Origin of the sequence: Streptomyces sp. NPDC006544 (assembly GCF_040611715.1) — a bacterium.
Lineage (GTDB): Bacteria > Actinomycetota > Actinomycetes > Streptomycetales > Streptomycetaceae > Streptomyces.
This window is the reverse complement of record NZ_JBEXOV010000015.1, coordinates 65863-89401: the sequence shown is the minus strand read 5'-3', so window position 1 is coordinate 89401 and position 23539 is coordinate 65863. Positions and strand designations below refer to the sequence as shown.

Below are 23539 nucleotides of genomic sequence, written 5' to 3'. Positions count from 1 at the left end.
GCGGCCGCACGGCGGCGCCGCCGTCCGTCAGATCCACTCCTCCCGAGCGGTCTGGGCGGCGCCCTCGGCGGTCCCGGTGTTGACCACCCCGGCCGCGTCCATGATCAGGATCCGGCACTCCTCCTCGGCGACCGGCCGGTGGTCCAGGCCGCGCGGGACGACGAACATGTCACCGGGTCCGAGCCGTACGCTGTCGCGGTCCTTGAGCTCGATGACGAGGTCCCCGCCGACGACGATGAACAGCTCGTCGCCCTCGGGGTGGTTGTGCCACACGAACTCGCCCTTGACCTTCACGGCCTTCAGCTCGAGGCCGTTCGCCTCGAGGACCGTCTTCGGCTCCCAGTGCGTGGTGATCTTCGCGAGCTTCTCGTCGATGTTGACCGTCGTGTCGGGCCTTGCCATGGATCCTCCTGTGCAGAGTGCTCGGGTCGTGCGGGGGCCTGCCGGGCCGGGCGGGCTCAGCAGATGCCTTCCACCCGGCCGAAGACGGCCGGGCGCAGCCGCGGCCCGTTCGGACCGATCGAGTGGATGCCCACCAGCGCCACCGTGCGGTCCCCGTCGCGCAGCAGCCGGCCCCGCACCGCGTAGGCCTCGCCCGCGGCGAAGGGTGCCTTGAACACCGCCGCGATCCGGTTCACGCGGTGCCCGGCCGCGGACGGGCCCGCCTCGGCCACCAGTCGCGTCGCCATGTCCTCCATGGCCGCCGTGTACTCGCCGGTGAAGACGAACTGGTTCACGTCCGTGTGGTGCAGCCCGTACGTGCCCCGCACCTCGACCGGTTCGGCCACCGCCTCGACGAATCCGGGCCCCGTCTCGCTCAGCGACTCGACCGTGGGGTGCGGCTCCTTGAACACGTGCAGCCGCAGGTGCGAAAGCTCCGGCTGGGGCTCCCGTACGAGGCGGTCGGCGGCCGGCCCGAACGGGCGCACCAGTGTGAGGACCACCCGGCCCTCCCCGCACGGGCGGGGCTCCTCGGAGAGCTGCTCGCGGTAGCGGCGCGGGTCGCCCGCCCCCAGCGGGGTGGAGAAGGCGTAGCGGATGTCGAAGCCGAGCCTGCTGGTCGGATGCCCGAGGCCCTCGCCGGAGAGCTCGCTGTGCCGCGTCTCGACCGCCGTGTGCAGCGGGGCGGCCACGGCCGCCGGGTCCTCGCCGCGCCGGAAGTCGAGGTAGCTGACCACGGAGGCCACTCCGCGGCCCCGCATCGCACCCACGTCGACCGACCGGCTGATCCCCTCGTACATCAGGGGCGCGAACCAGCCGATCAGGGAGCGCACCTTGATCCTGAGCCCGGCGTCGAGGTCGGGCACCTCGAGCGGGATCCGGCTCTCGGTGGCGACCGATTCGCCCGGCGCGGCGGTGACCGGGTCCGTTCCGGTCACGTTTCCGGAGGGCTGGGAGGCTGCTGGCATGACGGCTCCTGCGAGGTCGTGGTGCGGCTCTCGGACGGTTCGGCTTCCGGGAAGGCCGAACGAAGGAACGTGACGATGCGTTCCCCGTAAGCGCCCTCGTCCACAAGGTGGTTGGTGAGGTGACGTCCGCGCCGGACCCGCCAGATCTCCCGGGGTCCGGCGTAGTACAGGTCCAGGAAGCGGCAGCCCTCGTCGACGTCGAAGAAGGTGTCCCGCTCGCCGACGATGTACATCAGCTGCGTCCGGTGCAGTCCGCGCGCCGACCGCACGGCCTGCCGGTACAGGGCCCCGGCTCCGGTGCGCAGGACCACCGCCCGGACGACGGCCCGGTCCGCCGCCGCGCGCAGCCGGGGCGAGCGGCTGGCGCGGCGCTCCGTGCGCAGCAGCGCGCGCAGCATGTCCTGCCAGCGCACCAGAGGGGTGGAGTCGAGGATCACCGCCGGATAGTGGCGGCCCGCCGTCCCGGCGTGCGCGATCGCCATGTTCCCGCCGAAGGAGCACCCCATCAGCGCCGTACGGGCGGCCAGCAGCGGGTCGTCGCCGTACCGCCGCCGCGTGTACCGGGCGACGGCCTCCAGATCGCGCAGCGGCGCCCGCAGGCTGTAGCAGGCCCCGGCGGTCCGCCTGAGCCGGGCGCTCAGGCGGCCTTCCGGCCCCGGGGCGTCCTGCGCGTCCTCACCCCGCCGGCGACGAGCGCCAGCCCCACGACGGCGATGCCGAGGTACGCGGTGGACGGCAGGTCGACGACCTTGTGCATCCAGCCCCACTCCGTGTCGAAGAGGGTCTGCGAGGCGAAGCTGACGAGCCCCTGGGCCCCTATGACGTAGCCGATGCTTTCGACGGTGTATCCGATGGTTGTCCGCACGGATCAACGATCTCGCGGCCGCGCCGCGAGATCGTCCTCTTCGAGGCCGAGAACGCAGTAGGCCGAAGGATGCAGTCGCGTGCGCGGAGCACCGTCACCGCACGAGGACCTAGGACCGGGACGCGTCCGCGTCCGGATCCGGGCTCGTGTCCGCGTCCGGGCTCGCGTCCGGGTCCGGGCCGGCGTCCGGGTCCGAGGCCCGCTTGCGGAAGCGGCCCTTGGTGGTCGCCGCGGTCTGGGCCATGCCCGGAAGGAAGTCCGCGAACAGTTCGTGCACCTCCCGCACCAGCGGTCGCAGCACGCGGAACCGGGCCAGGATGATGCCCCGCGTCGTGAGCTGCGCGCCGCGGTCGGCGAGCCGCCGGGTCTTCTCGCTGTTCGGGGAGCGGTCGAAGACCCAGTAGAGGACCAGGCCCATCTGCGAGAGCCACATCAGCTCCGGCAGTACGTCGGCCAGTTCGTCCGGGACCTTGGTCTTCGCCCCGGCCAGCACTTCGCGGTGCATGTCGATCGCCTGCTTGCGCGCGGGCTCCGACTCGGGGGAGAAGGGGCTGAGGGGGCTCTCCGGGTCCGCGGCGTTCTTGAAGAACTGCGAGGCGAACTCGTGGTACGGCGCCGCGATGTCCAGCCAGCTGGTCAGCACGCCCGCGAGCCGCTTCTGCAGATCGGTCTCGCTGTCCAGGATCGGCCGGACCGCCGCCAGGTGGGCGGCGCCGATCCGGTCGTAGAACCCCTGGACCAGGTGTTCCTTCGATTCGAAGTAGTAGTACGCGTTGCCGACCGATACTCCGGCTTCCTTGGCGATACCGCGCATCGTCGTCTTGTCGAAGCCGCGCTCCTGGAACAGGCGGAGCGCGGTTTCGAGGATGAGGGTGCGGGTCTGCTCGCTCTTGGGCGCCTTCTGATCAGTCACGGTGTATGACCCTATCGGGGAGCGGAGCAGTGGTCGCCACAGGCCGGTTCCTCCGCGTCGGCCGGACCGCCGCCCGCGGGTCCGGCCGGCCCGTCGCGCGAGTCGTCCCGTACCGCCGCCCGCCACGCCGAGGCGGTGTACATGGCGGCCTTGGCGAAGGGCCGGCCGGCCGCGCTGGCCAGCCAGTTCGCCTTCGGCCGGTGTTCGGCCAGGGCCCACAGGCAGACGATGAAGGCGTCGGTTCCGGTCCACACCTGCCCCTGGTCCCCGATGACCGTGATCTCCCGCAGGGTCGAAGCGTGATCGAGCTGCGGGTAGCGGCGCTGCGCCTCGAACGAGGCCGCGGGCAGGAGCCGGAGCGGCATCAGACAGCGCTGGGCGAGCAGCCAGTGCCGGATGTGCACGCAGAGCGGGCAGTTCGCGTCGTAGAGCACCGTCAGGTGCCGGACCGCCGTGGTGGTCATCGCGCTCAGGCCCCGGCGGGCGCGGTCCACCCCTGGGGGGCGACCGGCGGGGTCTGCTGGCGCTCCATGATGCCGCGGCGGCGCATCTTGTTGAGCACCCAGACGTTGCCGAGGTGCATGACGCCGAGGACCAGGAGCACGACGCCGATCTTGACCGAGAGCGCTTCGAAGAGTCCGCGGGCCTCGGTGACCGTCTCGCTGGCCCGCAGGTACAGGGTCACGAAGCCGATGTTGACCAGGTAGAAGCCGACCACCAGGAGGTGGTTCACGGCGTCCGCGAGCTTCTCGTTCCCCTGCAGGACGTCGGCGATGAAGACGCGGCCGTTGCGGCTGAGCGTGCGGGCCACCCAGACGGTCAGTCCGATGCTGATGACCAGGTAGATGACGTACGCGACCACGGTGAGGTCCATTGCCCTCAGCCCCCTTGAACGTGTTCAACTGCTGACAGCGTTGACTCTAGACCTCTTTTTGAACAGGTTCAAGCGTTCCGGGGCGGCCGCTTCTCACGCCTCCCGGACGAGGGGGCGCTCGACGGCGCCGGCGGTCGGGGTCAGGGGCGGGGCAGGAAGTCCAGGAGCAGCCGGGTGGTCTCCGCCGGGCGCTCCAGGGAGGGCAGGTGCCCGGCCCAGGGCAGTTCCACGTGGACCGCGCCGGGGACGAGGGAGGGGAGCTCGGCCGGGATGCGGCGGAAGTCGGAGATGTCGTGGGCGCCGCCGACGGCGAGGACGGGGGCGACGATGAGGGACAGGTCGACCGCGGGCTCGGGGAGCTCGTGGTCACCGGTCGCGGACGGCGCGGACCGCAGATTGCCCCACTGCATGTCCCTGACGAGGTCACGGGCCTCGGCGGAGGCGTCCGGGCCGAGCCACTGACGGGCGTTGAGCTCGGCCGCGCCCCTCAGGTCCCCGGCGTCGAGCAGCGCGTCCTCGGCCGCCCCGAACGCCCTCTGCTCCGGTCCCGGCTCGTGCCCCGGCCGCACCGGGCACAGCAGCGCCAGCGCGCTCACCCGGTCCGGATGCAGCGCGGCCAGCGTCAGCGCGACCCGCCCGCCGTACGAGGATCCGACGAACGCGGCCCGCCGGATACCGAGGTGGTCCAGCAGCTCCCGTACGTCACCCTCGTCGCTGTACGGGGCCTCGGCGGCGGGGGAGTCCCCGCACGTCCGGAAGTCCGGCCGGACCACCCGGAACCCGGCGTCGAGCAGCGGCCGCCACTGCGGCTCCCACATCCGCCGGTCGCACACGGAGGAGTGCAGCAGTACGACGGCCGGCGCGCCCGCGGGCCCGTCCACATCATGAGAAAGGATCATCCGGAGATCATCCTTGAGCCCCGCCGCGCGAACCACCCGATTTCCCGGGCCCGGCCTGCCGGGCGGCGGAGGGCCCGCGGGCCGCCCGCCCTCCAGCGGTGGCGCGGGAGGGCCGGGGGGACGGATCCCCCCGGGGCGGCGTCACATGCTCAGCGCGCGGGCCTGATTGAGCTGGCTCATCACCCACATGTACGTGCCCGGGTCCACGGCCGGGATCATCGTGGAGTGGTGGCGGCCGCCGCTGTGGACGGTGATCTGGATGTAGCCCGTCGTGCGGCGCTCCTTCATCAGGAGGAAGAACAGGCCGAGCAGGCAGAAGAGGAAGAAGATGATCGCCAGCACGATCGCGTGCGCCGGGATCTTCTCCTCCGTCCGGGAGAGGTCCGTGGCGTTCCAGATCGCCCCCCGCAGCGGCATGTTGCCGGACGGGGTGATGATCTGGTCCCCCGCGATGGTGATGTCGCCGAGGGACAGCCCGGCGGCGGCGCCCGGGGCCCCCATGGGGGCCGGGGCGTGCATGGGTGCGGGAATGCCCGGGCCGGCGATGGTCGGCTGGTAGGCGGGGGGCTGCGGGTAGCCGTAGCCGGCCTGGTCGGGGCCCGGGGGCGGGTAGCCGTAGCCGGGCTGCGCCGGGTAGCCGTAACTCGGGGTGCCCGGGCCCCACTTGTGCGCCTCGTTGGCCCCGCCTTGGCTCGGGTCGTTCGCGTAGGGGTTCGGCTGCTGCTCGCTCATGCGGCCGATAATTCCACAGGCGCGCGCGGCCCGTTAAGCCGAATGTCAGTGCCCGCCCCTAATCTCCGGGCATGGGAAGCGTGATGTTCGTCGACGAGACGACTGCCGGGGGCCGCAGTGAGGGCTGGGGAATGGAGATCGCCGAAGAGCGGCTCGCGCTGCGCGAGTTGATCCGGCGGCGGATATTCCAGGAAGTGGCCGAGTCCGAGGCGGCCGCCAGCCGCCTGGTGCGCCCGGCCCAGGAGGGCGGCCGGGTGGATCCGCAGGCGCAGACGCGGGCCGCTCTCGCCGCCTTCGGGCGCAACGGGTTCCTCGTCCTGGTCGGCGACCGCCAGATCACCGACCTCGACGAGCAGATCGACCTGCCGCTCGGCACCGAGGTGACCTTCCTCAAGCTCGTCGCGCTGGTGGGTGGCTGACATGGCGAAGGACACGGCGCCCGGCGAGACGCCCGGCGAGGCGACGGGCGAGACGTCCGGCGGGGCGACGGGCGAGACGTCCGGCGGGGCGGCCCACGCGGCCGTCGGCCTCGACGAGGCGACCCGGCAGGCCTTCGAGCAGCTGGGGCAGAGGTACCACACGCACAGCGGCGACTGGTCGGACCGCGTGCGCGGTTGGCAGGCCGCCGGCCGCACCGTCCCGCCCGCCGCCGTGGCCACCCTGAGGCGCAGCGCGCTGACCTCCTACCCCGTACCCGGCCTGCGCGCCACCGCGGCGCAGTTGCGCGGACCCGCCCTCAACGTCGGCGAGCAGTGGGCCGACGAGGCCATGGCCGACGGCCGCTGGGACGCGCTGCTCGCGCACGCCGCCACGGCCACGGCCGCCCGGCCCACCGCCGCGTGGGAGGAGACCGCCCGCACGCTCGTCGCGGGCGACGCGGCCGGCCCCGACGCCCTGCGCGAGGCCGTCACCGGCTGGCTCGCGCTCGTGGACCGGCCGCGCACCCTCCCCCTGACGGAGACCTGGTACGAGAAGCAGCTCGACCCCTACAACGCCAACGCCCTGCGCGGACTGGCCTGGCTGCTGCCCCTGCTGCCCGCGCACCCCGAGATACCGCGCGCCCTCGGCCGGCTCGTGGAAACCTGCCTGCGCAAGGTCCCGGGGCACGGCCCGTGCAATCCCAAGGTGGCCAACGCCGGAGTCCTCTCCCTGTCCCGCACCGAGGGCGAGGGAGCCCTCGCCGAGCTGGTGCGGCTCGCGAGCCGGGTGACCTTCAAGGGAACACTCAAGGTCATCGACGCGGCCCTGGAGGCCCGCGCCGAGGCGCTCGGGCTGAGCCGGGAGGAGATCGAGGAGCTCGCCGTGCCCGCGTACGGCCTGACGGAGGCAGGGCGCGCCGCCCTCCCCTTCGGGGAGGCCCTCGCCCTGCTCGAGGTGCGCGGCACCAAGGCCGTGCTCTCCTGGCGCAACGCCGCCGGCAAGCCCGTCAAGAGCGTGCCCGCCGCCGTCCGCCAGGAGCACGCCGAGGAGCTCAAGGAGCTCAAGGCCGCCGTCAAGGACCTCGACAAGATGCTCACCGCCCAGGCGGAGCGCCTCGACCGGCAGTTCCTCGCCCGCCGCACCTGGACCTACGGGGCCTGGCGCGAGCGGTACCTCGACCACCCGCTGGTCGCCACCCTCGCCCGCCGGCTGATCTGGACGGTCGCCGGAGTCCCGGCCGTGTACGACGGCACGGACCTCCGCGGCATCGAGGGCGACCCGCTGTGCGTCACGGCCGATGCCGAGGTCCGGCTCTGGCACCCCGTCGGCCGCGAGGCCGCCGAGGTGGCCGCCGCCCGCGAGCGCCTCGAAGAGCTCGGCATCACCCAGCCGTTCAAGCAGGCCCACCGCGAGGTGTACCCGCTGACCGAGGCCGAGCGGAACTCCGGCACGTACTCCAACCGCTTCGCCGGCCACGTCCTGCGCCAGCACCAGTTCCATGCCCTGGCCGCCGCCCGCGGCTGGCGCAACAGGCTCAGGCTCTGCGTCGACGACAGCCTGCCGCCCGCCGTCCGCGAGCTCCCGCAGTGGGGGCTGCGGGCCGAGTACTGGATCGAGGGGGAGGAGAGCGGGGACTACGACGCGGACACCACCGACTCCGGCAGCTACCTGCGGCTGCGCACCGACCAGGTGCGCTTCTACCCCCTCGACGCCCCGCAGAACCGGGCCAGCACCTACGGCGGCGGGTACACCATGGACCGGCACGGCGGCCGGACCCCCGTGGACCCGCTCCCGCTCACCGACATACCCGAGCTGGTGCTCAGCGAGGTCCTGCGCGACGTCGACCTGTTCGTCGGGGTCGCCAGCGTGGGCAACGACCCCGCCTGGTCCGACGGCGGCCCCCAGGGCCGGTTCCGCGCGTACTGGACCTCGTACGGCTTCGGCGAGCTCGGCCAGAGCGCCCAGACGCGGCGGACCCTGCTGGAGCGGTTGGTGCCACGGCTGGCGATCGCCGGCCGCTGCACGATCGAGGGCCGGTTCCTGCACGTCAGGGGCGAGCTGCGGACCTACAAGATCCACCTGGGCTCCGGGAACATCCTGATGGAGCCGAACGACCAGTACCTGTGCATCGTGCCGAAGGCCGGCGCCGCCCCGGACGCGGGCTACCTGCCCTTCGAGGGGGACCGGACCCTGGCCGTGATCCTCAGCAAGGCGATGCTGCTCGCGGACGACACCGCCATCACGGATCCGACGATCACCAGTCAGATCCGCGGGGCCTGAAGCGGTACGCCGAAGGCCCCGCTCCCGGTGCGTGAACACCGGGCGCGGGGCCCTCGGTACGGCGGGGCGGGCGCTAGAAGCGGCGCGTGATCAGAGCGCGCTTGACTTCCTGGATCGCCTTCGTGACCTCGATGCCGCGCGGGCACGCGTCGGTGCAGTTGAAGGTCGTGCGGCAACGCCACACGCCGTCCTTGTCGTTCAGGATCTCCAGCCGCTGCTCGCCGGCCTCGTCACGCGAGTCGAAGATGAAGCGGTGCGCGTTGACGATCGCCGCCGGGCCGAAGTACTGGCCGTCGTTCCAGAACACCGGGCACGAGGACGTGCACGCGGCGCACAGGATGCACTTGGTGGTGTCGTCGAAGCGCTCGCGGTCCTCGGCGGACTGCAGGCGCTCGCGCGTCGGCTCGTTGCCCTTGGTGACCAGGAACGGCATGACGTCCCGGTACGCCTGGAAGAAGGGCTCCATGTCGACGACGAGGTCCTTCATCACCGTCAGGCCCTTGATGGCCTCGACCGTGATCGGCTTCTCCGGGTTGATGTCCTTGATCAGCGTCTTGCAGGCGAGCCTGTTCTTGCCGTTGATCCGCATCGCGTCGGAGCCGCAGATGCCGTGCGCGCACGACCGGCGGAAGGTCAGCGTGCCGTCGAGGTCCCACTTGATCTTGTGGAGACCGTCGAGCACGCGCTCCTTCGGGTCGATCTCGATCTGGAAGTCCTGCCACTGCGACTCGTCCGAGATCTCGGGGTTGAAGCGGCGGATCCGGAACGTGACCGTGATGAAGGGCGAGGCCGCGGCCGCGGCCTCCATCGCGTCCGTCTTGGACAGGGTCGGGGTGGCCATCAGTACTTACGCTCCATCGGCTGGTAGCGGGTGACGACGACGGGCTTGTAGTCGAGCCGGACCGAGTCCTGACCGTTGTCGTCGACCTCGCGGTACGCCATGGTGTGGCGCATGAAGTTGACGTCGTCGCGGTTGGGGTAGTCCTCGCGGTAGTGACCGCCGCGGGACTCCTTGCGCGCGAGCGCGGACACGGCCATGACCTCGGCCAGGTCGAGCAGGTTGCCCAGCTCGATGGCTTCCAGCAGGTCCGTGTTGAAGCGCTTGCCCTTGTCCTGGACGGACACGTTGAGGTAGCGCTCGCGCAGTTCCGCGATCTTCTCCACCGCGGTCTTGATCGTCTGCTCGGTGCGGAACACCATCACGCAGGCGTCCATCGTCTCCTGGAGCTCGAGGCGCAGGTCGGCGACCCGCTCGTTGCCCGTGGAGTTGCGCAGCCGCTCGACCTGTTCGACGACCTGCTGCGCCGGGTTCTCGGGCAGCTCGACGTAGTCGTTGGCGTGGGCGTACGCGGCCGCCGCGATGCCCGAGCGCTTGCCGAAGACGTTGATGTCCAGCAGCGAGTTGGTGCCCAGGCGGTTGGCGCCGTGCACCGACACGCACGCGACCTCGCCGGCCGCGTACAGGCCCGGGACGACGGTGGTGTTGTCCATGAGGACCTCACCCTCGACGTTCGTCGGGATGCCGCCCATGGCGTAGTGCGCGGTGGGCTGGATCGGGATCGGGTCCGTGTACGGCTCGATACCGAGGTAGGTGCGCGCGAACTCGGTGATGTCCGGGAGCTTCGCGTCGAGCTGCTCCGGCGGCAGGTGCGTCAGGTCCAGGTACACGTGGTCACCGGCCGGACCGCAGCCGCGGCCCTCACGGATCTCGGTGTAGATGGAGCGCGAGACGACGTCACGGGACGCGAGGTCCTTCATGACCGGCGCGTACTTCTCCATGAAGCGCTCGCCGTCCTTGTTGCGGAGGATGCCGCCCTCACCGCGGGCGCCCTCCGTCAGCAGGATGCCCATGCGCCAGATGCCCGTCGGGTGGAACTGGAAGAACTCCATGTCCTCCAGCGGCAGGCCGCGGCGGTAGCAGGCCGCCTGGCCGTCACCCGTGAGGGTGTGCGCGTTGGAGGTCACCTTGAAGAACTTGCCGGTGCCGCCCGAGGCGTAGATGACGGACTTGGCCTGGAACACGTGGATCTCGCCGGTGGCGAGCTCGTACGCGACCACACCGGCCGACTTCTTGACGCCGTCCTCCTCGACGAGGAGCTGGTCCAGGACGTAGAACTCGTTGAAGAACTCCACGCCCTCCTTGACACAGTTCTGGTAGAGCGTCTGGAGGATCATGTGACCGGTGCGGTCCGCGGCGTAGCAGGACCGGCGAACCGGCGCCTCGCCGTGGTTGCGCGAGTGGCCGCCGAAGCGGCGCTGGTCGATGGTGCCGTCCGGGGTGCGGTTGAACGGCAGGCCCATCTTCTCGAGGTCGAGGACCGCGTCGATGGCCTCCTTCGCCAGGATCTCGGCGGCGTCCTGGTCGACCAGGTAGTCACCGCCCTTGACCGTGTCGAAGGTGTGCCACTCCCAGTTGTCGTCCTCCACGTTGGCCAGCGCGGCGGCCATGCCGCCCTGCGCGGCGCCCGTGTGGGAGCGGGTGGGGTAGAGCTTCGTCAGCACGGCCGTGCGGCTGCGCTTCGTCGACTCGATGGCGGCACGCATGCCCGCACCACCTGCCCCGACGATGACGGTGTCGTACTTGTGGATCTTCATTGGTTTCGCCTCAGCCCCGTTGCCTAGCGGATGTTCGGGTCGAAGGTGAAGATCACCAGCGTGCCCAGAAGAATGGTGAACACGGTGGCGGTGTACAGCAGGCCCTTGAGCCACAGCCGCGTGTTGGCGCGCTCCGCGTAGTCGTTGATGACGGTCCGCAGACCGTTCGCGCCGTGGAGCATCGCGAGCCACAGCATCAACAGGTCCCAGCCCTGCCAGAACGGGGACGCCCACCGGCCGGCCACGAAGGCGAAGCCGATCTTGGAGACGCCGCCGTCGAGGACGAGCTGGATCAGCAGGTGGCCGATGACCAGGACGACGAGCACGACGCCCGAGAGGCGCATGAAGAGCCACGCGGCCATCTCGAAGTTGCCACGGGTCGAGCGCGGGGTCTTGGACGTCCGCTTGCGCGGGGCCTCGATGTACGGCGCCGGGTTGTCGACGTCGTAGAGGGACACGCCCTCCACGTCGCCGATGCCCTTTTCGAAAGAAGTGTCAGAAGACATGCGCGTCACTTCCCGAACAGTTCAGCAGCTGCGTGGCCGAGTACGGGGTACAGGGCCCCGACCATCAGCACGACCCAGATGCCCACGACCGACCAGAGCATCTGCTTCTGGTAGCGCGGACCCTTGGACCAGAAGTCCACGGCGATGACACGGAGACCGTTGAGCGCGTGGAACAGGATTGCGGCGACGAGGCCGTACTCCAGCAGCGCGACGATCGGAGTCTTGTAGGTAGCCACGACATCGTCGTACGCCTCGGGAGAGACGCGGACGAGAGCGGTGTCGAGGACGTGTACGAACAGGAAGAAGAAGATGAGGACGCCGGTGACTCGATGAGCCACCCAGGACCACATTCCTTCCCGGCCGCGGTACAACGTTCCAGCCGGCACGGAAAACCCTCCGGAAGCGGGGCGGGGGCCAGCCGGCTTCTTTGTCGGTCGGGCCCGGCCGGGTACGGTCCTCCGGCCCCGGACATCGTAGCGACGCTTTGTCGGTTCCCTTGCGCGGGGGCCATCGGTGTGATCAAACAGGCACGGACGGACTATCCCACAGGGGCGAATAGCCCGAATTCGGCCGCAGACACCCCGTCCGCCGACGTCAGCCAGTGCGTCAGGTCGGCGAGCCGCGCCTGCGCGACCCGGCGGAGCTCGTCCGCGGAGATCGCCCGCTCCTCGTCCAGCTCCAGATCCATTCGCCGGCGGATGGCGGCCAGCAGCTGGTCCGCCTGCTCCCCCGGGGTGTGCCCGTCGAGGAAGATCACGAAGGCGTGGCCGAAGGTGCGTTCGTACGCGCAGTGGGCCGCGCGGAGCGCCAGCAGCGCGGCGTACGGGGCCCCGGGCTCCAGTTCCGGCGGGAACTCCCAGGCCAGCGCCTCCGAGAGGTCCGTCTGGGCGAGGTCGTACGAGGCCTCGTCCGCGGCGGCCAGGAGCGCGCCGGAGTCGGGATAGGGCCGGTGGGCCGCCACCCGCTGGGCCCAGCGGGTGCTGCCGCAGCAGTGCAGCAGGGCGGCGTGGGCGGCTTCGGGGGACAGGGCGTTGAACCGCGCGAGCCCTGAGCCGTGAGAAGGGTCGGAGCCTCCGCGGGCCTGTGCCGGAAGGTGGCTGGACAGCGGGGGGCTCCTCGTGGCGTGGCGCGGGTGTCCCGCCACGCTATCGACGCCGGGCCGGGAGTGTCGTACGCATCCTGGGTTTTCACCCGGAAGTGAGCCGAAAGGATGACAAGGCCGGATGTGGGACCCGGGGGCGCCGGGTCGGAGGCCGTGTGCGGGGCCGACCTGCGGAGGGGGCATGATGGCGAGGGAGAAGGCCGGCCGGGGGGCCGGAAGAGGGGAGGGCGGCCGAGGCCGCCACCCCCCACAGGAGAGGCCCCGGCCGCCATCCGTCACGGGCTCGTGCGACAAGCCCGTACCCCTGTCAGCGCCGCCGGTGCGTTTTGTGTCACACCTCGCTCCGCGCAGGTTTGGTTGCTCGTTGTACAACTCGTGGACGAAGGTGCTTGAACGCCGTAACGTGCTGATTTGCGCCAGACGTACAGGACAGTGAACGGGTTGGGGACTTTGCTGGGGGACGACGCGGAGCTGACCACCGCGGTGCTCGCGGCACAAGACGGCGACGAAGACGCGTTCCGTACTGTGTACCGCGCCGTGCACCCGCGCCTGCTCGGATACGTCCGCACGCTCGTCGGAGACGGCGACGCCGAGGACGTCACCTCCGAGGCATGGCTGCAGATCGCCCGCGACCTCGACTCCTTCACCGGCGACGCCGACCGCTTCCGCGGCTGGGCCGCCCGCATCGCCCGCAACCGGGCCCTCGACCACATACGGATGCGCGGCCGCCGGCCCGCCGTGGGCGGCGACGAGACCGAGCTGACGGGCCGCGCCGCGGATTCCGACACCGCGGGCGAGGCCATGGAGTCCCTCTCCACCGGGCGCACGATGGCGCTCATAGCCCAGCTCCCGCAGGACCAGGCCGAAGCCGTCGTCCTGCGCGTCGTGGTCGGCCTCGATGCCAAGACCGCGGCCGAGACGCTGGGCAAGCGCCCCGGCGCCGTCCGCACCGCCGCGCACCGGGGCCTGAAGAAACTGGCCGAGCTGCTCTGCCAGGAGGGCGGCTTCGAGCCTGACTCCGACATCGGCTCCGGAGCGGACCGCACCCTCGGCCATAATGGCGACGACGGTGGCCACGTGGCACGTGACCAGGAACGGGACGGCGGGGGCGGGAGGGATCTCGACGCCGTACCGGCACAGCGCGGCCGCGGTGGGGGACTCGTGGAACAAACCGGTGTGACGCATTCACGTTGGCGGACGCAGAAGGACATGTGATGGCCGACGAGCGCGACAGGTGGCTGGACAAGGCCGCGGCGGACAGACTGCTGCGCGGAGAACCGGCCGTACCTGCCGCCGAGCACCCTGCCCACGCGCGTGCCGAGCGGCTGCGCGCGGCCCTCGGCGCACTCGCCGAGCGCCCGCCGTCAGGTGTCGGAGAACTGCCCGGAGAGGCCGCCGCGCTGGCCGCCTTCCGCGCCGCGTACGGCCCGGCGCCCCGGGAAGGGGCCGCGGCCGCCGAGGGGCTCGGCTCCGACGAGACAGTGGTGGAACTCAGCCCGTTCGGTGCACTCGGCCCGCTCGGAGCGGCCGGTCCGCGTCCGGAGCGGCATCAGGGCCGCGGTGGCGGTCAGGGCCCCGGCGTCGTCCCGCGGCGCGGGCGGCCGGTCCGCTTCGTCCTCGCGGCGGCCGTGGCGAGCGTCGCCGTGGGCGGCCTGGCGGCCGCGGCCGGCGCGGGGCTGCTCGACCGGGGCACCCACGACGGCGCGGTGCACGCCCCGGCCGTCTCGGTGAGCACGGGATCCTCCTCGGACGCCTCGGGCGGCGACGACCTGATGCTGGTCCCGCAGCCGGGGTTCACCTCACCGGGTGGCGACGGGACCCAGGGGACCACCCCGGGTCCCCGGGACACCCAGGACGCGCAGGGCCGCACGCCGGACGGATCCGGCGGGGACGCCGCGACCGGCGGGTACGGCGCCGGCGGCGCGGGAGGCGGAGCGAGCACGGGCCCCTCGGCCAACGGCCCCACCCCGGACCGCGGGGGCAAGGACCCCTCTCTCGAAGGCGGCGCCGACGGCGGCGGCACGGGCGCGTTCAAGGACGCCGAAGGCCGGACCCGCGCGGTGGAGCTGTGCCGGGCCTTCCGGTCCGGGAAGATCGACAACGACGGGCGCGAGAAGCTGGTGCGCCTGGCCAAGGGGCTGCTGCGGATCCCCCGCTACTGCAAGACGGTCCTCGACGGGGCCACCGGCGGCGACACCCGCGGCGGGACGTCGCCCGCGACCGGCGGGGGCGTCCCCATGGACTCCCCGCCGCTGAACCCGGCCACCCCGGCCGACGTGGAACAGGGCGCGGACGGTTCGCTCGGGCTGCGCTCGCGCGGCTGAGGGCCTCGAACCGCAGGGCGCCCCGGGGGCCTCCCGACGGTGGGACACCGGGTATCGGACAGTGTCCGGAAACAGCTCCCCGCACCGGCTGTAACACTTTTGGACCCGGTGGCGCAGTACATAACGAGCCGACTGGTCATCGGCCGCGCATGAGCCGGGGTTCCCCCCGTACCCCTGGGCTCTGCGCCAATGGCGCGGGCGGGATTCGTTCCCCCGATCCCGCCCGCGCCCTCAACCTCAGGCCCACGGCCGGACTCACCAGTAGACGACGACCTTGTCGCCGGTCTGGACCGCGCCGAAGAGCGCCGACAGCTTGCCCTTGTCCCGGACGTTCACGCAGCCGTGCGAGGCACCCGCGTAGCCGCGGGCGGCGAAGTCCGCCGAGAAGTGCACGGCCTGGCCGCCGCTGAAGAACATCGCGTACGGCATGGGCGTGTGGTAGATCGTCGACACCCAGTCCTTCTCCTTGCGGTCCACCTTGAACTCGCCCTCGCGGGTCGGCGTGTTCTCCGAGCCGAAGCGGACGTCCATGGTGGAGACGACCTTGCCGTCGATCATCCAGGTGAGCGTGCGGCTCTCCTTGCTGATGCACATGACGCGGCCCGTCATGCAGCGCGGGTCGGGCGCGTCGGCCTCGTTCTCGGCCGGCGGCCGCAGCTCGTCGGCGGTCGGCTTCTTGGAGGAGCTCTGGATCTTCTTCCAGGTGGGCTCGTCCACGCCGCCCGTGGCCGTCAGCTTGTTCTTCGTCTGGAAGGACTTGACCGCCGCGGTCGTCTTCGAGCCGTAGAAGCCGGTGGGCGCGACCGACATCAGCTTGAGCTGGCGCAGGCGGGCCTGCAGCTCGCGCACCTGGTCGCTGTCGTCCCCGTTGGCCATGATCTGCTTCACGGTGGGCGAGGGGGACGCCGACGGGGAGGCCGAGGCGGACGGCGAGGCGGACGCCGACGGCGAGGCGTCTCCGGGCTTGCCGTCCGAGGACGGCGATGTCTCGGGGGAGGCGACCGCCGTGGGCGATGCGGGGGCAGACGAGGCGGGGCCCGCGGACTCCGACTTCTGCGGACCGCATGCGGTCGCGGCGAGCGCGACGGCGGTGGCCAGGCCCAGAGTGCGCATTATGACTTTCTGGCGGTGCATTGCATTCCCCCGATTTCTCAGACGTGTATCTAGGTGATGCCTGACGGGCGTGGACAGTTGCAGGGAACGCCGCGATGTTGCGCCATTGTGACCAGCGGCAGTCGCGGGGACGGTTCTACCAGCCCCGGACCCCTCGGAGCTACGGAGGACGGGTCATGAGGACGGGTCATGGGGACGGGCGCGCGCCCCGCGCGCACACCGAGAGCGGGAACCCGATCGAGCCCGTCTACGGGCCGGGCGACCTGGCGGGCTGGGATCCCGCGACCGAACTGGGCGAACCCGGGGCGTACCCGTACACCCGGGGCGTCTACCCGACGATGTACACCGGACGGCCCTGGACCATGCGCCAGTACGCCGGGTTCGGGGACGCGGCGCAGTCCAACGCCCGCTACCGGCAGCTCATCGCGAGCGGGGCCGCCGGACTGTCCGTGGCCTTCGACCTGCCGACCCAGATGGGCCACGACTCCGACGCCCCGCAGGCGCACGGGGAGGTCGGCAAGGTCGGCGTCGCGATCGACTCGGTCGAGGACATGCGGGTGCTCTTCGACGGGATCCCGCTCGACCGGGTGTCCACGTCGATGACGATCAACGCCCCCGCCGCGCTGCTGCTCCTGCTCTACCAGCTGGTCGCCGAGGAACAGGGGATCGAGGCCGCCGCGCTGACCGGGACGGTCCAGAACGACGTGCTCAAGGAATACATCGCACGGGGGACGTACATCTTCCCCCCCGGACCCTCGCTCAGGTTGACGGCGGACACCTTCCGTTACTGCCGGGCCGAGATCCCCCAGTGGAACACCATCTCCATCTCCGGCTACCACATGGCCGAGGCCGGGGCCTCGCCCGCGCAGGAGATCGCCTTCACGCTCGCCGACGCGATCGCGTACGTCCGTACCGCGCTGGCCGCCGGGATGGAGGTCGACGCGTTCGCACCCCGCCTGTCGTTCTTCTTCGTCGCCCGCACCACCCTCCTGGAGGAGGTCGCGAAGTTCCGGGCGGCCCGGCGCATCTGGGCCCGTGTCATGCGCGAGGAGTTCGGGGCCCGGGACCCCAGATCCCTGATGCTGCGCTTCCACACGCAGACCGCCGGGGTGCAGCTGACGGCGCAGCAGCCGGAGCTGAACCTCGTACGGGTGGCCGTGCAGGGGCTCGCCGCCGTACTGGGCGGCACCCAGTCGCTGCACACCAACTCCTTCGACGAGGCGATCGCACTGCCGACGGAGAAGGCGGCCCGCCTCGCCCTGCGGACGCAGCAGGTGCTGGCGTACGAGACGGACGTGCCGCACACCGTCGACCCGTTCGCGGGTTCGTACGCGGTGGAGCGCATGACGGACGACGTGGAGGCGGCGGCGCTCGCCCTGATGCGGCGGGTCGAGGACATGGGCGGGGCGGTGGCCGCGATCGAGGCGGGCTTCCAGAAGGGGGAGATCGAGCGGAACGCGTACCGGATCGCGCGGGAGACCGAGAGCGGCGAGCGGGTGGTGGTCGGGGTCAACCGCTTCGCCCTCGCCGAGGAGGAGCCGTACGAGCCGCTGCGCGTGGACCCGGCCATCGAGGGCCGGCAGCGGGCGGCGCTCTCCGCGCTGCGGGCGGGACGCGACGGGGCGGCCGTGGCCGCGGCGCTGGCGGCCGTCCGGGAGGCGGCGCGGGGGACGGCGAACGTGCTCTACCCGATGCGGGAGGCGCTGCGGGCGCGGGCCACTGTGGGGGAGGTGTGCGGGGTGCTGCGGGAGGTGTGGGGGACGTACGTGCCCGCCGACTCCACCTGGTGACCCGGGACGCACTGCCGTGACCTGCCGTGACCTGCGGTGATCATCGGGGCGGTGCCCGGTCGCGCCGCTCCGCCCGCTCCGTTCCCGGCCCGTGTCCACACGGTGAAACCCACTGGCGCGACAGGTGCGTCCTCATGCGACACTCCTGCACATGCTGGGTGTCACAGATCTTCCGACGTATCTCGCCGGCCTCGTGCTGGTCATTCTCCTGCCGGGCCCCAACTCCCTCTACGTCCTCTCCACCGCCGCGCGCGGCGGGGTCCGCGAGGGGTACAAGGCGGCCTGCGGCGTCTTCACCGGGGACGCCCTGCTGATGACCCTGGCGGCGGTCGGCGCCGGAGCCCTGCTGCAGACCAGCCCGATGCTCTTCGGGATCGTCAAACTGCTCGGCGCGGGCTACCTGACCTGGCTCGCCGTGGGCATGCTGCGCGGCGCGTGGACGATGTGGCGCGCACGGCGGGAGCGGTCGGAGGCCGGGGCGCGGGCCCAGACGCAGGCCCAGGCCACGGCCCAGGCGCAGGCCACGGCAGCGGACGCGAGCGGCGCGCCCGCGGCGGCCGGGACCGGCGAGAAGGAGCGGCCCTACCGCAGGGCGCTGCTCATCAGCGTGTTCAACCCGAAGGCCATCCTCTTCCTGATGTCCTTCTTCGTGCAGTTCGTGGACCCGCACTACGTCTACCCGGCCCTGTCCTTCCTGCTGCTGGGCGGCCTGCTGCAGCTCGGCAGCTTCCTGTACCTGACCACGCTGATATTCGGCGGGACGCGCCTGGCGGCCGCCTTCCGCAGTCGCAAGCGGCTGTCCGCCGGCGCCAGCTCGGCGGCGGGCGTGCTGTTCCTGGGCTTCGCGGCCAAGCTCGCCGTCAGCTAGCCCGTACGGTCCGCCGGTCCGCTTCAGCTGATCGCCCGGCGCACCAGGCGCGCGGCGCTGCGCACCGCGCGGCTGCGGGGCAGGAAGGACAGCCGGGCCGGGATGCCGCCGGGCAGACCGAGCGAGGTCAGCCGGCGGCGGGTGAAGTAGCGCCAGGTGCGCGGGGTGAGGTTCCCGGCCAGCCAGCGCTCGGCCTCCGCCCGGCGCGCGGCGAGGATCGTGGGCTGCATCGTGAACCCGACGGCGGTGAGCAGGCCGGTGAGCTCGGTGGCTGCGGTGGCTCCGCCCATGGCCGCCGTGTCCCCCAGGGTCCGTGCGATCCCCGAGGTCGCCGAGGCCGCCGCCGTCCCCGGCGGGGTCCAGGAGCGCACGGCCGCCGCGTCCGCCAGGTCGGGCAGCAGGGCGTCGGCCAGGACCAGTGGGACCCGGTTGCTGTTCTGGTACGGCGCCAGGCGCGCGAGTACGGCCTGCGTCCCGGTCCGGGCGACCGGGAGCCCGTACAGGGTGGCCGCGGTCAGCAGCCCCGTCGAGAAGCAGCCGACCACCAGGGCGGGGCGCAGCCGGTCGTAGAGGGTCTCGGCGAGCGGGTGCCGAGCACGGTGAGCCGGGCGCCGAGCCGCTCTGCCTCCTCCCGCGCCCGCCGCGCGTAGACGGCGGGGGCGCTGGGGTGCGGTTTGAAGACCAGGTCGCGGTGGCCCAGCGCGTGTGCGCCCCGGACCATCTCCCCGTGCAGTTCCTCCTCCTCGCGGGACGGCATCAGGTCGAGCGCGGAGAGGTACTGGCCCAGCAGCAGTGCCGGGGCCTCGCCCACGGGCGCGTGGTCCGGCACGTCGAGCCCGGCGACGACCTTGCGGAAGGCCGCCGCCGGGATCACCTCCGCCCGGACCTCGAACTCGGTCAGCAGCAGCGGCTGCAGGCCCGGTACGAGGTCCAGGTACAGCACCCGCCGTACGCGCCTGCCGAGGCCCGGGTCGAGCCGGAAGCGGGTGGGGCCGTAGCTCATCAGCCCGTCGGCGTAGACCTCTACGGCCGCCCCGGGGAAGAGCAGGCACAGGCTCTGCGCGGGCGGTACCTGGAGCGATTCCACGATCAGCTCGACCCGGTCCGTACCGAGGCCCCACGCGGCGCGCAACTGCCGTTCCCACAGGGGGACGTCCTCGGTGCGCGGGGCCCAGACGCAGGGGTGCTGCGGGGCGACGACCGCGTTCCAGTCGAGGACCTCGTCGAAGCGGGTGCGCAGGGCGGCGAAGCCCGGCATCGCGGTCAGGCCGGGGGTGATCTCGGCGGTGACGGCGTGGTTGCTGGTCAACAGGATCCGGCGGGCGGCGGGCGGGAAGGCGTCCGCGTCGAGCGCGGCCGCGAGGGCCGCCGTGCCGTAGAGGGTGGAGGCGAGGAACACCTGGGTGACGCCGGCGCCGCTCATGCGGACACCTCCGGGCGGGCCGCGGCCGCGGGAGCGCCGGGGGCGGCCCCGCCGGTCACACCGCCGGCCCTGGCGGTGGCGGCGTGACGGCGGCGCAGACGGCGAAGCAGGGAGGCGCGGTCGGAGTCCATCGAGTTCAGGGCCTGGCCGAGGACGTCCTGGGGCATTCGGCCGAGCGCGGCCGCGCTCATCGCGCGGAGTTTCCTGGCCACGGGGGGTTCGAACCTTTCGGTGGACCCGATGTGGTGCGCGATGATTGCGCAGTAGGTGCGGACGGCTTTGGGAAGAAGAAGATCGAATTCCCGGTCGGCGGCGGTATCGCTGAGGACCTGGTCGAACGCGCGAATGAAATCGAGCTGCCGTTCGTCCCCGATCTGTGTCAGGGAGGTGGAAACTCCGCGCCGGTAGAAGGTGCCGGGCAGGCCGACCGCGGCGAACGACTTCGCCTCCCGGTGCAGCCGCCAGATCCAGGGCCGGTCCTCCGCCGTCCGCAGGCCGTCCGTGAAGTGCAGCAGCCCGCGGTCCAGCAGCCGCCGGTGGTACATCCCCGCCCACGCGTACGGGTAGTCCACCGAGGTGGCGCGCGAGGCGGGCAGGATGCCGGTGCGGGGGTCGGCCACGACCGACTCCGGGCCGTAGGGGACGCGCTGCACGCTGCGCGTCCTGCCGGTGCACCGGACATGGTCGGTGCGGACGAAATCGCAGTTCAGAGCCTGTATGGCGGCCAGTGTGCGGGCCAGATGGCCGGGCGCCAGCCAGTCATCCCCGTCCAGGAAGGCGATGTACTCCCCGCGGGCCGCGTCGAGACCGGTGTTCCGCGCCGTCGCCAGGCCGCCGTTGCGTTCGCGTCCGAGGAGCACGGCGCCCGGCAGTTCGCGCGCCGCCCGCTCCAGCAGCGCGGGCGTCCCGTCCGTCGAGCAGTCGTCGACGAGCAGGAACTCGAAATCGTCCCGGGCATTGAGTTCGAGACTTCTGAGGGCATCCGGGGCGTATGTCTGCACGTTGTAGAACGGAACGACCAGAGAGAGTTTGAGCATTCGCGAGACATTAGGGTGCCGCTCGCCATTCGCCGTGGCCCGGGCGCGGAATCCGTGTGAACGACGCACGGCGGGCGCGTTAACCCGGGTGCTTTCGCATTTCTTCGACGGGTTGTTAACCCGCTGTTGTGCGCTCGTTGGGCCGGTCACCGGCAAGGCGGAATAGCTTCTGCCGCGTGCCAGCAAGCAATCGAGCGGCGCCCGCCGCAGCCCATCGGTCCGTCCTTCGAGTGGCCGTACTCGCCGATTCCGACACCCGGTGGAAATGGGGAGCGCTCACCGCGCGCCGCCTCTCCCCGAAGCCCGGCTCCGTGCGCCTGACCGGCTTCCTGCTGCGCGGCCGGGCGACCCCCACCGCGCGCCAGCTCGGCGAGGTCGGCGTCCGGGCCGACCGGCTGACCGAGGTGACCTGCACGGAGTTCCTCACCGAGCTGTCGGACCCGGGGCGGGAGCCGTACGACGTGGTCGTCCTCGCGCTCGTCGGCGGTGCGGTGCAGGCCGTACTGCACGGGGCGAGGGCGCTGTGGCCCGGACCGGGAACCCGGCCGGTCCTCGTCACCGGGTACGTCGGAGTCGTCTACGAGAAGCTCGCCGACGGGCTGCTGCTCAGGCACGGGGCGGACCTCGTCCTCGCCAACTCCCGCCACGACGCGGAGCGCTTCCGCGAGGTGTACGAAGGCGTGGGCGCGGACGCGGCGGCCGTGGTGGAGACGGCGCTGCCCTTCCTCGACGGGGAGCCGTACCAACCGGCCGGCGACCCGCCCCGCCGGGTGGTCTTCGCGGTGCAGCCGTCCGTACCGGCGGGCCGCGCGGACCGCGCGTACCTGCTGGGGCGGGCCGCGGAACACGCCCGGCTGCACCCCGAGCGCGAGGTGCTGATCAAACTGCGCAGCCGCCCCGGGGAGCACACCACCCACGTGGAGGAGCTCCCGTACCAGCGTCTGGCGGAGCGGCTGCCCGGTGGCCTCCCCGCCAACTGCCGTCTGGCGTACGGGAACATGGGCGAGGTCCTCGACACCACGGACCTGCTGGTCACCGTCTCGTCCACGGCCGCCCTCGAGTCCCTCCACCGCGGCATCCCGACGGCAATCCTCACCGACCTGGGCATCCGCGAAAGCCTGGGCAACCACCACTTCCTGGGCTCGGGCTGCCTGGCCTCCTGGACCCAGCTCGACGCGGGCCTCCTGCCGGAACCGGACCCCCACTGGCTGGCCGCCCACGGCGTGGGCCGGGCGGGCGCGCCACCGCGGGCCGCCCGTGCCGAACGGGCCGGGGGAGGGCCGGTGCCGCAGGCCGCGGCCGTGCTCGGGACCGGTGCCGGTGCCGGTCAAGACCCCCACGCCGCCGCCCGGACGCGGCTCGCGGAGCTGCTGGGGCAGGCCGGCCGGCTCCCTGCCCCGGCCCCCTACTACACCGGGTCCACCGCTCCCGGGTACCTGCCGGGGATCCTGGCCCGGCACCACCTCGGCCCCGACGGAAGGCCGCTGCCCGGCGCCGCCGGGCCCCGCGAGGGGGAGTCCCGGCTGCGCCGCACGCTCCGCGCGCACCTGCGCGAAGCCGCCCGCGGCGCCTACCGCCACGGCGTCCAGCGGGTCGCGCCGGTGATCCGCCGCCTGGGGGAGCTGTGAACCCCGCGCAGGCGCCGGCCGTCGCCGGTTCCGGGCGCCGGCCCAGGGTGCTGGCCGTGATCCCCGCGCGCGGGGGGTCCAAGGGGGTGCCCGGGAAGAACCTGGCCGATGTCGGCGGGATGCCGCTGGTGGTGCGGGCCGTGCGGGCCTGCCTCGGGGCCGGGAGCGTCACGGACGTCCTGGTGTCCACCGACTCCGATGCGATCGCCGCCGCGGCCCGCTCCGCCGGAGCCGTGGCGCTTCCCCGGCCCGCAGGGATCTCCGGGGACACGGCCACCAGCGAAGCCGCCCTGCTGCACGCGCTCGACACGTTCGAGGAGCTGCACTCGGTCACCGTCGACGTGGTGCTCCTCGTCCAGTGCACCAGCCCCTTCGTCACCGCCTCCGACGTCGAATCGGTCGCCGCCGCCGTCGCGTCCGGCGCCGCCGACTCCGCGCTGACCGCGGCCCCCTTCCACGGGTTCCTCTGGCGGGCGGAGCCCGACGGCTCCGGAGCCGGGGTCAACCACGAGGCCGCGTACCGCCCCCGCCGGCAGGACCGGCCCCAGGACCTGCTGGAGACCGGCGCCGCCTACGCCATGGACGCCGCCGGCTTCCGCGCCGCCCGGCACCGCTTCTTCGGCCGGACCGTGCCCGTCGCCACCGACCCCGCCCGGGTGCTGGAGATCGACGATCCCCACGACCTGGCCCGCGCCCGCGCGCTCGTGCCCGTACTCGCGCCTCCCACGCCCGTCACCCCCGCCACGCCTCCCGTACCGAAG

General features: G+C 72.3%; 23 protein-coding genes and 2 pseudogenes. 8 read left to right on the top strand and 17 right to left on the bottom strand.

Annotated features, from left to right (window positions below):
- Positions 1 to 27: 27 nt before the first annotated feature.
- The 9 genes from ABZY44_RS10405 to ABZY44_RS10365 form a co-directional block, all read right to left on the bottom strand.
- Positions 28 to 402, bottom strand: coding sequence for a cupin domain-containing protein (locus ABZY44_RS10405; RefSeq protein ID WP_356651965.1), 375 nt, complete (start codon positions 400 to 402; stop codon positions 28 to 30).
- Between the two features lie 56 nt (positions 403 to 458).
- Positions 459 to 1409, bottom strand: a complete 951-nt coding sequence (locus tag ABZY44_RS10400; protein WP_356651963.1) for a hypothetical protein — start codon at positions 1407 to 1409, stop codon at positions 459 to 461.
- A complete protein-coding gene (locus ABZY44_RS10395; protein WP_356651961.1) occupies positions 1376 to 1891 on the bottom strand; it encodes a hypothetical protein in 516 nt (171 codons plus the stop codon). The genes ABZY44_RS10400 and ABZY44_RS10395 overlap by 34 nt, the downstream gene beginning before the upstream one ends.
- Before the next feature lie 155 nt (positions 1892 to 2046).
- Positions 2047 to 2274, bottom strand: coding sequence for a hypothetical protein (locus ABZY44_RS10390; RefSeq protein WP_356651959.1), 228 nt, complete (start codon positions 2272 to 2274; stop codon positions 2047 to 2049).
- A gap of 109 nt (positions 2275 to 2383) precedes the next feature.
- A complete protein-coding gene (locus ABZY44_RS10385) occupies positions 2384 to 3187 on the bottom strand; it encodes a TetR family transcriptional regulator (RefSeq protein WP_356651957.1) in 804 nt (267 codons plus the stop codon).
- Positions 3188 to 3198: 11 nt separating this feature from the next.
- Positions 3199 to 3651 (bottom strand): DCC1-like thiol-disulfide oxidoreductase family protein, encoded by a 453-nt coding sequence (locus tag ABZY44_RS10380; RefSeq protein ID WP_356651955.1) that lies wholly within the window; start codon positions 3649 to 3651, stop codon positions 3199 to 3201.
- 5 nt (positions 3652 to 3656) lie between these two features.
- The gene (locus ABZY44_RS10375; RefSeq protein WP_356651953.1) at positions 3657 to 4061 is read right to left on the bottom strand and encodes a hypothetical protein; all 405 of its coding nucleotides are present in this window, start codon (positions 4059 to 4061) and stop codon (positions 3657 to 3659) included.
- 140 nt (positions 4062 to 4201) lie between these two features.
- On the bottom strand, positions 4202 to 4960 hold the full coding sequence (locus tag ABZY44_RS10370; RefSeq protein ID WP_356651951.1) for an alpha/beta fold hydrolase: 759 nt from the start codon (positions 4958 to 4960) through the stop codon (positions 4202 to 4204).
- Positions 4961 to 5101: 141 nt separating this feature from the next.
- Positions 5102 to 5692 (bottom strand): hypothetical protein, encoded by a 591-nt coding sequence (locus ABZY44_RS10365; RefSeq protein WP_356651949.1) that lies wholly within the window; start codon positions 5690 to 5692, stop codon positions 5102 to 5104.
- Positions 5693 to 5763: 71 nt separating this feature from the next.
- Between ABZY44_RS10365 and ABZY44_RS10360 the strand changes: the two genes are divergently transcribed.
- Positions 5764 to 6111, top strand: a complete 348-nt coding sequence (locus tag ABZY44_RS10360; RefSeq protein WP_356651947.1) for a hypothetical protein — start codon at positions 5764 to 5766, stop codon at positions 6109 to 6111.
- Between the two features lies 1 nt (position 6112).
- The gene (locus tag ABZY44_RS10355) at positions 6113 to 8392 is read left to right on the top strand and encodes a DUF4132 domain-containing protein (protein WP_356651945.1); all 2280 of its coding nucleotides are present in this window, start codon (positions 6113 to 6115) and stop codon (positions 8390 to 8392) included.
- A gap of 73 nt (positions 8393 to 8465) precedes the next feature.
- Here ABZY44_RS10355 and ABZY44_RS10350 read toward each other — a convergent pair whose 3' ends face one another.
- The 5 genes from ABZY44_RS10350 to ABZY44_RS10330 form a co-directional block, all read right to left on the bottom strand.
- On the bottom strand, positions 8466 to 9233 hold the full coding sequence (locus ABZY44_RS10350; protein ID WP_150518208.1) for a succinate dehydrogenase iron-sulfur subunit: 768 nt from the start codon (positions 9231 to 9233) through the stop codon (positions 8466 to 8468).
- Positions 9233 to 10987 carry a succinate dehydrogenase flavoprotein subunit gene (gene sdhA / locus ABZY44_RS10345; protein ID WP_356651943.1) on the bottom strand — a complete coding sequence of 585 codons (1755 nt, stop codon included), beginning with the start codon at positions 10985 to 10987 and terminating at the stop codon, positions 9233 to 9235. The genes ABZY44_RS10350 and sdhA overlap by 1 nt, the downstream gene beginning before the upstream one ends.
- A 23-nt stretch (positions 10988 to 11010) precedes the next feature.
- A complete protein-coding gene (locus ABZY44_RS10340) occupies positions 11011 to 11493 on the bottom strand; it encodes a succinate dehydrogenase hydrophobic membrane anchor subunit (protein ID WP_356651941.1) in 483 nt (160 codons plus the stop codon).
- 5 nt (positions 11494 to 11498) lie between these two features.
- On the bottom strand, positions 11499 to 11879 hold the full coding sequence (sdhC, locus tag ABZY44_RS10335) for a succinate dehydrogenase, cytochrome b556 subunit (RefSeq protein WP_283844494.1): 381 nt from the start codon (positions 11877 to 11879) through the stop codon (positions 11499 to 11501).
- A gap of 152 nt (positions 11880 to 12031) precedes the next feature.
- The gene (locus ABZY44_RS10330) at positions 12032 to 12598 is read right to left on the bottom strand and encodes a 2-oxo-4-hydroxy-4-carboxy-5-ureidoimidazoline decarboxylase (RefSeq protein ID WP_356652023.1); all 567 of its coding nucleotides are present in this window, start codon (positions 12596 to 12598) and stop codon (positions 12032 to 12034) included.
- 447 nt (positions 12599 to 13045) lie between these two features.
- Here ABZY44_RS10330 and ABZY44_RS10325 point away from each other — a divergent pair, with 447 nt between their 5' ends.
- Both ABZY44_RS10325 and ABZY44_RS10320 read left to right on the top strand, forming a co-directional pair.
- Positions 13046 to 13810 carry an RNA polymerase sigma factor gene (locus tag ABZY44_RS10325; protein WP_356652021.1) on the top strand — a complete coding sequence of 255 codons (765 nt, stop codon included), beginning with the start codon at positions 13046 to 13048 and terminating at the stop codon, positions 13808 to 13810.
- Positions 13810 to 14919, top strand: a complete 1110-nt coding sequence (locus ABZY44_RS10320; protein ID WP_356651939.1) for a hypothetical protein — start codon at positions 13810 to 13812, stop codon at positions 14917 to 14919. The genes ABZY44_RS10325 and ABZY44_RS10320 overlap by 1 nt, the downstream gene beginning before the upstream one ends.
- A gap of 255 nt (positions 14920 to 15174) precedes the next feature.
- On the opposite strand, the gene ABZY44_RS10315 is transcribed toward ABZY44_RS10320, so the two are convergent.
- Positions 15175 to 16032 (bottom strand): peptidoglycan-binding protein, encoded by an 858-nt coding sequence (locus ABZY44_RS10315; RefSeq protein WP_356651938.1) that lies wholly within the window; start codon positions 16030 to 16032, stop codon positions 15175 to 15177.
- 176 nt (positions 16033 to 16208) lie between these two features.
- On the opposite strand from ABZY44_RS10315, the gene ABZY44_RS10310 reads away from it, so the two are divergent.
- Together ABZY44_RS10310 and leuE are read left to right on the top strand one after the other, a co-directional pair.
- Positions 16209 to 17822, top strand: coding sequence for a methylmalonyl-CoA mutase family protein (locus ABZY44_RS10310; RefSeq protein ID WP_356651936.1), 1614 nt, complete (start codon positions 16209 to 16211; stop codon positions 17820 to 17822).
- A 151-nt stretch (positions 17823 to 17973) separates the two neighbouring features.
- On the top strand, positions 17974 to 18690 hold the full coding sequence (gene leuE / locus ABZY44_RS10305; RefSeq protein ID WP_356651934.1) for a leucine efflux protein LeuE: 717 nt from the start codon (positions 17974 to 17976) through the stop codon (positions 18688 to 18690).
- 23 nt (positions 18691 to 18713) lie between these two features.
- Here leuE and ABZY44_RS10300 read toward each other — a convergent pair.
- Both ABZY44_RS10300 and ABZY44_RS10295 read right to left on the bottom strand, forming a co-directional pair.
- Positions 18714 to 20113, bottom strand: a pseudogene (locus ABZY44_RS10300) (polysialyltransferase family glycosyltransferase).
- Positions 20110 to 21150: a glycosyltransferase family 2 protein gene (locus tag ABZY44_RS10295; protein WP_356651932.1), complete on the bottom strand. Its 1041-nt coding sequence runs from the start codon at positions 21148 to 21150 to the stop codon at positions 20110 to 20112. Before ABZY44_RS10295 ends, ABZY44_RS10300 begins: the two are co-directional and overlap by 4 nt.
- A gap of 230 nt (positions 21151 to 21380) precedes the next feature.
- On the opposite strand from ABZY44_RS10295, the gene ABZY44_RS10290 reads away from it, so the two are divergent.
- Complete coding sequence (locus ABZY44_RS10290; RefSeq protein ID WP_356651930.1) at positions 21381 to 22778, top strand: DUF6716 putative glycosyltransferase; 1398 nt, start codon at positions 21381 to 21383, stop codon at positions 22776 to 22778.
- Positions 22775 to 23191: pseudogene (locus ABZY44_RS10285) on the top strand (NTP transferase domain-containing protein); the annotation flags it as partial. The gene ABZY44_RS10290 and the pseudogene ABZY44_RS10285, both read left to right, overlap by 4 nt.
- Between the last annotated feature and the right edge of the window lie 348 nt (positions 23192 to 23539).